The organism is SAR324 cluster bacterium (assembly GCA_015232315.1).
Taxonomy (GTDB): domain Bacteria; phylum SAR324; class SAR324; order SAR324; family NAC60-12; genus JADFZZ01.
This window is the reverse complement of the sequence record JADFZZ010000013.1, coordinates 1-14,025: the sequence shown is the minus strand read 5'-3', so window position 1 is coordinate 14,025 and position 14,025 is coordinate 1. Positions and strand designations below refer to the sequence as shown.

General features: G+C 44.7%; 13 protein-coding genes. 6 read left to right on the top strand and 7 right to left on the bottom strand.

The features are described from left to right. Window positions 1-12: 12 nt before the first annotated feature. Window positions 13-2,037 (bottom strand): hypothetical protein, encoded by a 2,025-nt coding sequence (locus HQM11_10630; GenBank protein ID MBF0351477.1) that lies wholly within the window; start codon window positions 2,035-2,037, stop codon window positions 13-15. Between the two features lie 477 nt (window positions 2,038-2,514). On the opposite strand from HQM11_10630, the gene HQM11_10625 reads away from it, so the two are divergent. Further along, window positions 2,515-3,180 (top strand): hypothetical protein, encoded by a 666-nt coding sequence (locus HQM11_10625; GenBank protein MBF0351476.1) that lies wholly within the window; start codon window positions 2,515-2,517, stop codon window positions 3,178-3,180. A 68-nt stretch (window positions 3,181-3,248) separates the two neighbouring features. Continuing rightward, a complete protein-coding gene (locus HQM11_10620; protein ID MBF0351475.1) occupies window positions 3,249-3,509 on the top strand; it encodes a hypothetical protein in 261 nt (86 codons plus the stop codon). A gap of 29 nt (window positions 3,510-3,538) precedes the next feature. Here the strand turns inward: HQM11_10620 and HQM11_10615 are convergent, their stop codons facing one another. The 5 genes from HQM11_10615 to HQM11_10595 all read right to left on the bottom strand — a co-directional run bounded on the left by HQM11_10615 (window position 3,539) and on the right by HQM11_10595 (window position 8,992). Further along, window positions 3,539-4,720 (bottom strand): pyridoxal phosphate-dependent aminotransferase, encoded by a 1,182-nt coding sequence (locus HQM11_10615; GenBank protein MBF0351474.1) that lies wholly within the window; start codon window positions 4,718-4,720, stop codon window positions 3,539-3,541. Window positions 4,721-4,812: 92 nt separating this feature from the next. Then, entirely contained in the window at window positions 4,813-5,337 is a 525-nt protein-coding gene (gene msrA, locus HQM11_10610) for a peptide-methionine (S)-S-oxide reductase MsrA (GenBank protein ID MBF0351473.1), read from the bottom strand. A 192-nt stretch (window positions 5,338-5,529) separates the two neighbouring features. Continuing rightward, window positions 5,530-7,116, bottom strand: coding sequence for a glucose-6-phosphate isomerase (locus tag HQM11_10605; protein ID MBF0351472.1), 1,587 nt, complete (start codon window positions 7,114-7,116; stop codon window positions 5,530-5,532). Window positions 7,117-7,151: 35 nt separating this feature from the next. Beyond that, window positions 7,152-7,562, bottom strand: coding sequence for a hemerythrin family protein (locus HQM11_10600; GenBank protein MBF0351471.1), 411 nt, complete (start codon window positions 7,560-7,562; stop codon window positions 7,152-7,154). Window positions 7,563-7,582: 20 nt separating this feature from the next. After that, window positions 7,583-8,992 (bottom strand): hypothetical protein, encoded by a 1,410-nt coding sequence (locus HQM11_10595; protein ID MBF0351470.1) that lies wholly within the window; start codon window positions 8,990-8,992, stop codon window positions 7,583-7,585. A gap of 800 nt (window positions 8,993-9,792) precedes the next feature. On the opposite strand from HQM11_10595, the gene trxA reads away from it, so the two are divergent. The 4 genes from trxA to bcp all read left to right on the top strand — a co-directional run bounded on the left by trxA (window position 9,793) and on the right by bcp (window position 13,014). After that, window positions 9,793-10,158 carry a thioredoxin gene (gene trxA / locus HQM11_10590; GenBank protein ID MBF0351469.1) on the top strand — a complete coding sequence of 122 codons (366 nt, stop codon included), beginning with the start codon at window positions 9,793-9,795 and terminating at the stop codon, window positions 10,156-10,158. Window positions 10,159-10,224: 66 nt separating this feature from the next. Next, window positions 10,225-12,282, top strand: coding sequence for an adenylate/guanylate cyclase domain-containing protein (locus tag HQM11_10585; GenBank protein MBF0351468.1), 2,058 nt, complete (start codon window positions 10,225-10,227; stop codon window positions 12,280-12,282). 25 nt (window positions 12,283-12,307) lie between these two features. Further along, window positions 12,308-12,526, top strand: a complete 219-nt coding sequence (locus HQM11_10580; GenBank protein ID MBF0351467.1) for a hypothetical protein — start codon at window positions 12,308-12,310, stop codon at window positions 12,524-12,526. Window positions 12,527-12,546: 20 nt separating this feature from the next. After that, on the top strand, window positions 12,547-13,014 hold the full coding sequence (gene bcp, locus HQM11_10575) for a thioredoxin-dependent thiol peroxidase (protein ID MBF0351466.1): 468 nt from the start codon (window positions 12,547-12,549) through the stop codon (window positions 13,012-13,014). Window positions 13,015-13,173: 159 nt separating this feature from the next. Here the strand turns inward: bcp and HQM11_10570 are convergent, their stop codons facing one another. Beyond that, window positions 13,174-13,977: an SDR family NAD(P)-dependent oxidoreductase gene (locus HQM11_10570; GenBank protein ID MBF0351465.1), complete on the bottom strand. Its 804-nt coding sequence runs from the start codon at window positions 13,975-13,977 to the stop codon at window positions 13,174-13,176. Between the last annotated feature and the right edge of the window lie 48 nt (window positions 13,978-14,025).

Genomic DNA, 14,025 nt, shown 5'->3' with positions numbered 1-14,025 from the left:
AGTAATGATGAACTACCAGTCCAGAAAGGCCTTGTTTTGTTTTTTATCCTGTTTTTGTACCATTTTTTTTTCAGAGATTTTTGCGGATTGACTCAGCAGCGGGGGGGTGTGTGACTTTTTGTTCTCTGATAACGACTTTTGCGGTGTTTTTGCGTGGGACATGCGGGGTTGTCCCCTGGAGGGAATCAACTCACGGACCGAGCCAAACAACGATTCAATCGTATGCCGATTGGTACGGACCACCATCGAAATTTTTCGCAGGGAATCGCTGATCTGTTCAGCAAAGGAAACCTGAGACTGGTTGGTTTCTGAAATTGTATCCACCAGCGCCGCCGTTTGTTCGACCTGGGTTACAATCAATCCCAAGGTACTGCCCGCATCACGAGACAGCACCGTGCCTTCATTCACACGCTCCCGACTTTGTTCAATCAACCTTGTGATTTCCAATGCGGACTTTGCACTGCGCTCAGCCAGTTTGCGCACCTCATCAGAAACCACAGCAAAGCCTTTTCCATGTTCACCGGCCCGTGCGGCTTCAAGCGCCGCATTCAATGCCAGAAGATTGGTCTGTTCCGCAAGATCCGTGATGGTGGTAATGATTTCTGCCATCTGCTCCGACGATTCCTGAATCCTTCGCATGGCCTCTTCCGTATGTTGGACGACGTTCCCACCTGATTCTGCCAGGCGTTCTGATTCATGTGCGGCATCCACAATCAGTGTCGCCTGTTCGGAAATGTGCTTAATTGTTACATCCATGTCTTCCAGAATCACCACAATATCATTCACCGTACTTTCCTGGCTTTCCGTATTATTGGACAGGCGGATGGCAACATCACTCAATTCCCGCCCGGTCTGATTCATTTTCGTCTGTGTTTTTTTCTGGTAAGTCATCCAGAAAAAAACAATTCCCGCAATAAAAAATCCCATAGCGGCAGGAACCCCCCATAGAATCCAGCGGACGAACAACCATGGATATTCCTCTTGAGGGGTGAGCACTTCGTTTCTGAGCAATTGCCAGCGAGATTCCAGAAGATCCCATGAAACCTGAAGTTCCTGCCGACTTGTCTGAAATTCTGTTTTGGCCTGGATCATTTCAGCAAAGCGCTGCTGTTCCTGCTGTATGCTTTGAAGCATGGCGTTGGATTTTGCCGAATTCAGCGAATTGTAAAGTGCCACCAGATCTTTGTTCATCAGGTTCTGCTCAGATTGATCCAGAGTCTGAAAGAAGCGTAAACGGGAGTTTTCTAATTGCAGGTAACGGAGTAATACCTGGTTTTGTCCAAGTGAGAGCGATTCCTGCATTTGCTGGATAAATTCCAGAATCCTGAGTTCCTCCACTCCACCTTTGATCCTGTTTTTACTGTAGAGCATCGAAATCTGTTGAACGGAACCGATGTAAGTCAATAAACGGCTTTCCAGTTCATTGAGATCCCCGGAAGATCCGGTCCAGGTTGAATGAAGTTGCTCTCGCAGTAGTAGCCATTCCTGTTTGACTGAGTTGAGCAAATCCTCATGAACGGAGGTGTCTTCAGGAAGGTAACTGTAAGTTTGTCGGGTCCATTCTACCAGACTGACAACCCTGGACAGCAGTTTGTGAATTGCCAATCCCTGTTGTATTTCCTGTTCCTGAACGATTGACAGCGTTTTCCGAGTTGCGGAGTCTGGAGAATAAAGGGGAACGCTTGTGTTTCTGAATTGCCGCAGTGCCTCAATGTATTGCTGAAGGGATTGCTTCATTGAAGCACGGGATTTTTCTGGAAATCCTTGAAAATCAAGCTTTGGAATGATTGCTTCCAGCAAAGCATCGCTGGATTGAGTTTGTTCCGGGACAGACAATTGAAGCAGAGCCAAATGCTTTTTTCCGGCCAGATCCAGATCGGACTGTAATTTATTCAAATATTCATTGAGTTGTTGCCGATATGCGGTTTGTTGATGCAGATCACTAAGGCTGATGGATTCCCAACTTGCAAGGCTCAGTCCGGTCAAAATACCGATCAATCCTGCCAGGATCACAATTTTTGACAAAGTAATTCGCATATTAAGTTATGGCTTATGGTGTCTGAAAATTAAAAATGTTCTGACCGTCATATCCAAAAATCAGACCATACAGGTATATTTTTTCTTGAATTAAAAGTGGGTGATTATGCACAGTTCTCACACACTCAGCAGAAACAACAAAGTGTCATTTAATGCGTTGTCTTTATTGATAACAAAAAATTTCAGATTTATCATGATCTTTTTATCAAATAATTTTCGTAAGCGTTCAGCTTTTAGTATTCAGCTTTCAGTGTTTATGTGCCTCAGAAGCATTCTTGATTCAAGAGCAGAAAATATCGTTTGGCTTCCAGGCCTTGAGAATTCCTGAAAACTGATAGCTGACGGCTGAACGCTTACTAATTTTCTTCGGCTTCTATATAAAAAACTTGCTGACACGTGGCCTGAAGTTTGCTATGTGTCAACTGGGGCGGTAATATGCCGGATTTAAATTAAAAACAGAATTGCTTGGAGACGCGCATGAAAGTAATATTGAAACGAACAATTGGTGTCATGGCCTTGCTGTGGGTTATGGCCGGATATGGTTGGGCATCCGACGACTTGTGTAAAAACGCACCTGTTCCGTGCTTTGTCGTGTTTGGTGAAGTTGAAAATACTATCTATGATCCTGAAGCCTTGAAGCGAGGAGAACTTCAGTTTTCAGTCAATATTAAAATTGGAAATTCATCCCTGTCCTTTGTGCTGAACAAGGTCATTCCTATGGGCGCCAATCTGCTGATGGGCATTACCCTGCAAAAAGACGGAACACTGCTTGTGATTGATACTGTTCCTTATCCGGGCAAGAATCCTTTTGTGACCAATATTGATCTGCCGTTGAAGTGCGAAGGGGTGCAGAAATGTTTTCATACAGAAGGGTTTATTCTCGAAAATGACCCGGTCAAGGCTGAAACAGTGATTGACATCGGTGGAAAACAAAAGAGCATGGCTGGTCCAACTGTGGGACAAAAAGGGGAACGTGTTCTGATGAAAGTCACAATCAATGGTGGAGAAATGGAAGTTGATTATTCAGCGACCCAGAAATATGTCAATGGACTGTACCAGTTCAGAACAAAAACCCAGGCTGATCTGAGAGCATGGCAAGCGATTGGCAAAGCCATTGAAAAAGAACTCGAAAAACTTCCCTGATTTTCCTGTCAAATGATCCCTCAGGGCTTTTTCTTTCATGGAAAAGCCCGCACCCCCGGAGACTGAAAATGAAATGGTTGTATCTTGTCGCTCTGATTGTCTGCTCTTTTCTGGGAGGACTGCTGATGAGTTTCCTGCACACTCGCAGGAAACTGAAAAAAGTAGCAATGAAAAAATTTGAAGACGCGTTCATGCAACAGTTTCAGGAAAAATTTGCCCATGAAATGACTGAACGTCTCCGTGAAAAAATCCAAAATGGAGAAATCCTTCCAGAACAGAAACTTCCTGAGCCTCCAGTCAAACCTGAAGCTGAAAAGCCTGCTGAATAAAGCACTTCCATGCTCCTGGTTTCGATGTTCTAAAGCCCGTAAAATTGGGCGAGTCGCTCAAAACGTTCCAACGAACGTTCGATTTTGTCACGCTCAAAACAATAAGCGATCCTGAAATAGCCTGGGGATCCGAACCCACGTCCGGGAACAAGCAGTAAATTTTCAGTCAGGGCCTGCCTGATAAATTCAATTTCATCGTTCACTGGCGATTCCGGGAACATATAAAAGGCTCCGTGGGGTTTGATGATTTTGAATCCCATCCCTGTAAGCGCGTCATAAAACAGATCACGCAAATCCTGATAGATCGCGGAAGAAATCCGGACGCCTTTGAGTTCAGGCAACAGGTGTTGCATCAATGCCGGCGCATTCACAAAGCCAAGAATACGGGTTGTCAGCACCAGTGCGTTTTGCAGTGCTTTGCGGTCTTCCATGTCCGGGTGGATGGCCACAAAACCGATTCTTTCGCCAGCAAGTCCCAGATCCTTGGAATGAGAAGTTACCATGACAGAATTAGGATGGCTTAAAAAAACATTGCCGGGGTGGATGTCATCAAACACAATATTCCGGTAGGGTTCATCGGAAATCAGAAATATCGGATGTCCCCATTGTTTTTCCTGTTCACGAAGAAACGCGCCCAGTTGATTGATTGTTTCCCGGGAATAGACGACCCCTGTTGGATTATTCGGGGAATTGATGATGACCGCTTTGGTTTTTGATGTCATCACAGCATCCAGATTGTTCAGATCCGGTTGGAAGGTTTTGTCTGTATGCGCAACCACCAGTTTTCCACCATGGTTATCCACATAAAACCCATATTCCACAAAATAGGGTGCCAACGCCACGACTTCATCCTCAGGATCCAGAATCGCCTTGAACAGGGCGTTCAGGCCACCACCAGCGCCAACGGACATGACCACATCAGTTTTATCAAATTTCAAACCACTTTGCAGACTCAGTTCATCGGCCACAAATTGTCGTGTGCCGGGAAGTCCCGCATTCGGCATGTAGCGGTGAAGTCCATGATTGGACTGCAATAACCTGATCAACGACGCATGTACTTCAGGAGGCGGCTCCAACACAGGATTTCCCAGTGAAAAATCAAACACGTTCGCGGCACCATGAATTTGTTTCATACGTTCGCCTTCTTCGAACATTTGACGTATCCATGAAGACCGACTCATGGATTCTTCCATTTTTCGGGAAATAGCCATACAACTCCTGATTGAGGGAAAGTGGGGTAGATTGATGTTGGAGATTAACAGGCATTAATAATATAAACCACAGGGGAATGACAAGAGCAACGTCAGTGTTGATCTCCCCACATTTTTTTTACATAACCGGCCCTGCCGGAGCCCTGTTTATACATTTCATAGTGCAGGGAGTTCTTTTTATAATATTGCTGATGGTAGTTTTCCGCGGGATAAAACCTGGAGGCCTGAGAGATTTCTGTGACGATGGGGCCAGAATATTTTCCGGTTTTCTGCAATCGATCTTTTGAGGCGAGAGCTTGTTGATGCTGGGATTCATTATGATAAAAAATCGCGGTGCGGTATTGGGTGCCCTGATCGGCAAATTGACGGTTGATTGTGGTTGGGTCAATATTTTTCCAGAATATTTCCAGCAGGGTTTCATAGTTTACAATTTCAGCATCAAAGGTCACCTGAATGACTTCCGCATGCCCGGTAGTTCCTGAACAAACCTGTTCATAGGTGGGATCCAGCGTTGTTCCACCCATATACCCTGCTTCTGTGGAAAGAACTCCTGCTTGCTGGTCATAAGGTGGTTGCATGCACCAGAAACAACCGCCTGCGAATGTAGCTTTTTCCATAGTTCCCAATGTTTTTCATTAAATTGTAGGGGCGAACCTGTGTGTTTGCCATGATCCCGGGCAGACACACAGGTCTGCCCCTACGTGAGAAAACACAAATCAGGTGGAACATCAAGGATCAAATTTTATGGAACGGTCACGAACGGGACGTTCGTAACCAGAAAGTTTTCCATGTTGTTTTTTGAAAGTTCCTTAGTTTTTGATTTTATATGTGGAGCCAAACACAGTGCTGGCGGGTTCAACGTACACACGTTGATTAACCGCAAGATGATTGAGGATCTTGAACAGTTCTTCAAGGGATTTTTCAGAATCCAGTTCACGTGCCAGTTCTTCCACAGAAAACGATCTGGATGGATTGTTTCGCAAATGAGCCAAAGCTTTTCGTTGAATGGCGATCATTTCTGTGGCGGCTTTTTTACCGGCTTCAACGCCCGGCTGATGATAGGCATTGATTCCTTTCATAAACGAATATAGACCTACGGCCCGTTCAAACAACGCAATCAGGGCGCCAACCGTTTTTGGTGATACTTCATCTATGGTGATAGTCATGGATTCCCGTGCATTGTCATACAGCGCGTTTCGGGTTCCCATGAAAAAACTGTGCAGATAATCTCCGGAAGTCACATCTTCTTCCACAATGAGACTGGTTCCCGGTTCATCTTTCAACACTTCAATGAAAGTTACCGCAAAATCTGCCGGACCTTCCCGAAGTTGCTGAACATAAGCATGCTGGTCGGTTGAACCCTTGTTACCATAAACAACAATGCCTTCATGCACGATGTCACCCTTGAGATTTTTTTCTTTACCAATGGATTCCATGATCAACTGCTGTAGGTACCGACTCACCAATTCCAGTCGGTCTTTGTAAGGCAGAAACACCAGATCTTTGGTGGTGCCGACTTCTCCCATGTGTACCCACATCAGGGCAATCAACGCCGCGGGGTTTTGGAGCAAATTCACATTTCTGGTTGCTTCATCCATGTCATGGGCTCCCTGGAGCATGCCTTCAATATCAATCCCCTGAAGTGCGGCTGGCAGCAACCCAACGGCTGAAATTTCAGAGGTACGACCGCCCACCCAGTCCCACATGGGAAAACGACTGAGCCAATCTTCTTCTTTGGCCAGGTTGTCCAGTTCACTGCCTTCTCCCGTGATCGCAATGGCATGTCTGGCAAAGTTCAACTCTGCCCTGGCATAGGCCGCCTTGGCGATCAGCATGCCATTCCGTGTTTCCTTGGTTCCGCCAGACTTGGAAATCACCAGTGTCAGGGTTTCATCCAGTCTGGATCCGATTCTGGACAACACCCGATTCATCCCATCAGGGTCGGTGTTGTCAAAAAAATAAAAACTCATCAGATCATCACTGCCTCCCAGCGCGTTGGCCACAAACTGAGGGCCTAACGCCGATCCGCCAATTCCGATCAGGAGCACCTGACTGAAATTTTTACCACGTTGGGATTTGATATGACCATGATGGATGGAACTGGAGAATTCAATGATCTTTTCCACGGTATCACGAATGACTTTGGCAATTTCCGCTGTGGGGGCAAGGTCTGCATTCCGTAGCCAATAATGGCCAACCATCCGGTTTTCATCAGGATTGGCGATGGCACCCTTTTCCAATTGATTCATGGATGTCAGTGCCTGCTGAATGGAGGACTGGTGCTTTTCAAAAAAGTCCGCAGAAAAATTCATTCTGGAAATATCCAGTGCCATTCCCAAAGATTTGTAGTTTTGATAGAAAGTTTGAAATCGGGTCCAGCGAGATGATGTGTCCATAATACTCCTTTTTTATTGATGAATAACAATTCTGATCAAATCACACCTTTTTCGACAAGAAACGCTGAATATTTCATGTCACTGCCTTGAATATGATTGATCAGCCAGTTTTTTAAAAACTCAAGAATCTCTACTCCCAGCATGAAACTTTCTTCAGTACTGAGTCGTTTTTGCAAAGCCACTACCTGATTGACCAGAGCCTGATGCTCCCTGATGTGTTGTTCTGATTGTGGATAGCCATATTTCCTGAATAATTCCTCTTCATAACCAAAATGTTTTACCGTATAAACAGCCAGTCCTTCCAGTATTTTTTCAATGACTTTTTTTGAATCGCCCAACTGCATCGCGTCATGCAGTCCATTGATCATGTTGATCAGTTTTTTATGCTGCTCATCAATAGAATTAATTTTCACACTAAACGCTTCCGACCATGTGAGTAATGACATACGGTAATCCTTGCTGGAGGTTAAACAAAAAAATCATATTCTTCTTCAGTGTCAGAAGAATCTGAGGATGGTTTTTCACGGTTATTTTCCAACCCGGAAGTCATCGTTGCCTGAGTTTCCTGGTTGTCTGTTTTTTCATCAGTTGTCTCACTGACCTCTTTTGGATTCGGGGCTGTCGAGAGAATGTCCGAGTCTTTGATTTCCTGTGAGGGAACTGGAGTTGGGTTACCCGCAATCACAGGTGTATGTGACATTTCCTGTGTTTTGGGATGAGGTAATAACGTTTCAGGTTCAAGCTCCAAATCCGGATCAACCTCTTTTTTTTCATGGTGTTGTAAACCCTCAACAAGATTGTCAATCACTTGACGACTTTGTGCGTCCAGTTCCTGGATTGCGGAGATAACATGTTGTACTTCATGAATTTCCTGGATGGATGATTTAACCGTACCTGTAAAGTTACCACTGATTTTCGCGACACTCAGGAGTTCGCGGGAAGCCTCTGAAAAACGATGAGCGATTTGACGGCCGGTATTGGAAACCTGATTGATGGAATTGGTGATTTCATCCAGTCCTGTCGAAGCTTCTTTGGTATGCAGAGCGGATTCCATGGCTGACTGTGAAATTTCGTCAATGGCCTGTTTGATTTCAAGCGCGGCTTGATTGCTTCGGGACATGGATTGATCAACAGTCTGACTGACTTCGACCATTTGCTGAACCAGTTGATAAACCTTGTCTGTGTGCCCGAGAGTGCTGGTTGCATACCGCTGGATCTGGGTGATATACTCTTCAATCTCATGATCCGCTTCCAGTGTTTGACGTGCGAGATTTTTGACTTCTGAAGCAACTACCCCGAAACCTTTTCCGGCTTCTCCCGCGCTGGCGGCTTCTATGGCGGCATTGAGTGCCAGCATGTTGGTTTTGTGCGAAATGGCTTCGATTATTTTTATTATTTTTCCAATCTGTTTACTTCTGTCTTCCAGAGTTTTCATTTCATTCAGCGAGGTGTTGGCATGCTGTTGTACTTCTCCGGTAACCTGGATAGCCTGTTTGGTGTTTTTATGGATCAATTGCAGCGAGGATGAAAAATTATCCAGAAACTGGGAGATTTTTCTGATATCCAGGCTGATGGTGGAAATATGGTTGTTGATATCCTTGATACTGATGGCAATCTGTGTTTCTGACGCGGCGACCGTATCAATGTTTGAACTCAGTTGATCCATGGCAAACGAAACAGAAACGATATTGGAATAGGCTTTTTCTGTGCCTGAAGCGACAGTCTGCAATAATTTCAGCAATGACTCCAGGTTTTGCTGTCCATTAAACAACTTGTTGTCTGCCAACTGGGCCTGTTGTCCGATTTTATCCTGTAAATCCGTTAAATCTTCAGCACCATTCGCTAATTGGGAATAGCTTGACTGGAATTGTTCCATACGTTCATTCAGCCGTTCCAAGGAGGCACCCAGGTTCTCAGAAAGCGATCCAAATGACGGAAATTCAGGAACAGACTGTTCCTCCAGATTGAAATAAATATGCTCAAGGGTTGACTGATATCTGGCTGAAGTGTCATGGTTTTCCTTACGCCAATACCACCAGATTGCTGTCGTAAGTCCCGCGTCCAAAATCATGAACAATACTAAATCCACTAAAAGAGTGATGACGTTCTCATAATGCCAGAGAGCTTTTGCCACACTGATCCCAACAAGACATCCCCAAAGCAAAAACAGCTTTTTCAGCTCATATTTGTTCATGATACTCTCCAAAATGCCAACTGTTGTTATCTCGATACTGATAACACGTCTTCCCATTCATGCGTTGAAAGTTTTCCACCTGTGCAGGTGGTTTGAAAATGAGCCACCAAGAACGCCAAGAACACGAAAAAAAGGTTTTTTATATAAATGAAGTCCTCCGTGAAACCCTGATTTTCAAGTTTTCTGGTACATATTCCCTTTTTTACTTTGTGTTCTTCGTGTACTTCGTGGCTAAAAAAGTACCTGCACAGCTCGAAAGTTTTCAGCCGTCAATGTCTGGTTCATTATCTGGACTTGTCAAAGACATTTTGTAAAGTCAAAGGTAAAAATACAATTTTTGACCTTGCTCTTCAAGCATTGACTATGACATAAATCAGAAATACCTGAAGTGGCAAAAGTTGTCTAACTGTAGACCTGAACCGGGTTGGTCCAGAAGGCGTTTTATGAAATCCCGGAAAATCATTCTCACTGACAGGACTTTTATGGCCAATGTGGAACATCTGACCAAAGAAACATTTAAGGAAAAAGTTTTTGATTTTGAAAAATCAAAAGAGTGGAGTTTCAAGGGAGAAAATCCCTGTATTATTGATTTTTATGCCAACTGGTGTGGCCCCTGTAGAATGGTAGCCCCTGTTCTTGAGGAACTTGCCAAGGAATATTGTTGCAAAGTGGATATCTATAAAATCAACACAGAAGAACAACAGGAACTGGCCGCTATGTTCGGGGTTCGCAGCATTCCGGCATTGCTGTTTGTTCCAAAGAACGAAAAACCACAAATGGCGATGGGAGCATTGCCCAAAGCAACCTTCAAGCAATTGATCCAGGAAATTTTCAAGATCGAGAGCTGAGTTTTCAATGTTCGTGGTTAAATATCACGAACATTTCCTTCCGTTATTATTCAAAGAGACCCTGCCATGCTGCAAAAACTCAAACCTGTTCATAAAATTCTGGCTGGGATGGTCCTCTCCGTTCTGCTAAGCGGATTCATTTTTCTGGATTTTTCAAGAGTGTTCATGGAACCGATGGAACTTCGGTCTCAGGATTACCGGTTTTTGCTCAGAGGACCTCAGGATTATGACAATTCACCAGTGATTCTGGCTCTGGTGGATGAACTCACCACTGATCAGTATGGCGTAATATTGCCCACTCCCCGCAAACTTCTGGCGGAACTCATACAGAATCTCCATGAAAAACAGGTGGCAGGTATTGGCATTGATTTTATTCTGGATCGCCCCGCTACAGGACCTGACACTCAAGAAACCTGGGGAACATTGCTTCAGGAAGGAGATAACGCCCTTGAGCAGGCCTTGGCTGTTGCCGGTAAGCAGGTAGTGCTGGCCCAGATCCCGGTGCATGATGACCAGTCTACCGAATTTGGCAGGGCAGGAATGAGCAATATTCTGCCTGTTTTTGCTCAACATGCTCAGGCAGGCATTACAGAAGTGCGGCAAAGCGCAGATGGCGTCGTCCGCTGGATCAATCTGGGTGGTTCCGGAGAGACCCCCGCGTTCTCAGACCAGTTATACCGCCTTTACACCGGACATCCTGTTCCACAAACGTTTCTGCGTCAGGGAATGCTGACGCTCAATTTTGCGGGTAGCCCCAGTCGTCTGGATCAGGAACAAAATCCATTTCCAGTTTTCTCAGCAATTGATATTTTTGATCTTCCTGCCGATTACCTTCAGGGTAAAATAGTAATCATTGGTTCCGGTATTGAATATCTGGGAGATACGTTTCAAACTCCGTTCAGCACAAGATTCAATGGTTATCTTTCAACGTTTGGTGCAGAATTGCATGTTCTGGCTATCAACATGATTCTGAATGACAGGTATCTGTATGAATTTTCCACAAATACTTTTTTCTGGATCATGACGGTTTTTTTGTTTTTTTCATCAGTCCTGTTTTTACTGGCGTCCCCGGTACTGGAAGTCATAGCGTTGCTTGTCCTGTCTGGCGGATGGCTCTGGTTATCCGTGCTGCTGTTCAATCAGCGGCAGGTCATTCTTCCCGTTGCGTTTCCAGTATTGAATCTGGGGGTGTTGTTTGTTGCCTGTCAATTGATCCGCTATTTCAGTGAAATTCAGCAGACGCGTTTTCTACAATCCACCTTCAAAAGATATCTGTCACCGTCGGTCGTTGACCAATTGATGGCATCGCCTGAACAAATTCAACTTTCCGGAGAAACTCGTGAACTGAGTGCGTTGTTTTCTGATTTGCAGGGATTCACCTCCTTTTCCGAAAAAATGACGCCGTTGGAACTGGTGGAAAAACTCAATGAATATCTTGGTGAAATGACCCGCATCGTTTTTGCGCAAAAAGGAACTCTGGATAAATATATGGGCGATGCGGTCATGGCCATTTATGGTGCACCACTGCATTTTGAAGATCATGCGGTCAAGGCCTGCAGAACCGCGCTGATGATGCAGGCTCAAGCCAAAAAGCTAAGAGACCGCTGGCAATTGTCACAAGGCTTTGAACTCAGGGTACGGATCGGCATCAATACTGGTGACATGGTGGTTGGCAATATTGGTTCCATGGAACATTATGATTACACGGTCATTGGGGATGCGGTGAATCTTGCTTCCCGTCTGGAGGGAGTAAACAAGATGTTTGGAACGGATGTGATCATGAGTGATGCTACTTTCAAACAAACCGCAGGTCAGTTTGTCACTCGTGAACTGGGACGGATTGTGGTCAAGGGCAAAACTCTTCCGGTTACGATCTATGAGTTGATCGGGGAATCTTCAAATGCGACGGAACTGACAGAACGGATTGAAATGGCAACATTGTATGAAAAGTCGCTCCAACAATTTTATCTACGTCAGTTTGAACAGGCCCGTGCTGGGTTTCAGCAATTACTCGACACCAATCATGATCTGGCCTCAAAATTGCTGTTGCAACAGATTGAAAAACTGATCGAAACACCACCGGCTGATTCATGGCAGGGTGAGATTGTGTTTTCTACGAAGTGAAGAACATTCTCTATGGGGAGGAATTATGGGAGATGAAGAATTAATGAAATATTGCAAAGAAAAGATCATTGAATATGCACGGGAAGCGCTGGCATATTTCAAGGAAGTTAAAATTTTCAGCCCGAGCAATGCCATTGAAATGATGATTATCAGTGATGAAATGCAGAAAGATTCCAGTCTGAGCTGGAAAATTGGTTCGGTTGATGCCAATAAGGATGGGAGTTTTTTCATTATTTCCAGATAATCTTTAAGAAACAGGAACCCATGCTTAAATCAGGAGATACTGCGCCTCTCCATATTCAGGTCACCGACCAGAATGGAACGCCGGTTACATTACAGCAGTTTGCGGGAAACAAGGTCATTGTTTATTTCTATCCAAAAGATGACACACCGGGGTGCACCAAAGAAGCCTGTGGAATACGGGATGACTGGACTGAATTCAGTAAACTGGGTGTCACTGTTTTAGGAGTGAGTCCTGACAGGGAAGCCGCCCATCAAAAGTTCATTGAAAAATATCAATTGCCGTTCACGTTGTTATGTGATCCGGATCATCAACTGGCTGAAGCGTTCGGGGCATGGGGGGAGAAAAAAAATTATGGAAAGACCTATATGGGTCTTATCCGATCGACGTTTATTCTGAACGCTCAAGGACTCGTTTCAAAAGTATTTCCCCGGGTCAAAGCTGAAGGCCACGCCCAGCAACTGCTGAAAGCGCTGACATCTTCAGGGTGAAACCTGTTTTATTCGTAAGCGTTCAGCCGTCAGCTATCAGTTTTCAGAAATTCTCAAGGCCTGGAAGCCAAACGATATTTTCTGCTATTGAGTCATAATGCTTCTGAGGCACATAAACACTGAAAGCTGAATACTAAAAGCTGAACGCTTACTTTTATTCTAATGTTTGTCAAACAGCCTTGAAATCAGCGGTTTAAATATTTTGGCCGGTAAGAATCGTGAGGCCTTGTAATGTGTCTGATTGAAGGTGCCTGCCACAGAAAATGGCTGATGCTCCAGGTAGGCGGACCAGACTGTGTCCGCTACCTGTGCCGGTTCCATCGCGATTTTATCAGCAATCCAGGAGATGGTGCCAATCCGGGCATTGTCCGCGATGATTCCTGCTTCATTTAAAAAAGCGGTTCGAGTTGTTCCGGGACATACGCAGGAAACAAAAACTCCAGCAGGTTTCAATTCTTCTGCCAGCGCGGCTGAAAAACTCACCACAAAGGCTTTCGTTGCCGCATAAGCTGCCATTCTGGGCAAAGGCTGGAAAGAGGCGGTTGAGCCGATATTGATGATGTTGCCATTTCCACGTTGTTCCATGTCCTTTCCAAATAAATGACATAACACCGCCAACGTATTCATGTTCAGATTCAGCATGGATTTCAAGCGAGGCAACGAAAGTTCCACATGATTCTCAAAAATACCAAAACCCGCGTTGTTAATCAGCACATCAATTTTAGGTTGTTCTGCATGGCACTTTGCATAAAGTTGCTCTGCTGAGTCAGGTTGTCCGAGATCAAAACACCAGCAAAGGATCGGATAGGCTTTGAATTCTTTTTCAAATTGCTCCAGTTCCTGTTCACTGTGACTGACCACAATGACACTGTCACCCTGTTCCAGAAATTTTCCGAGCTGTGCAGGTGATTTGAATATGTTGTAGAACAGGAATACACTGGATTTTGCGTTATTTTCCCCCAAAAAGAACCTTTTGATGCGAGAATCCTATGTCCAATTATGAAATCAAGA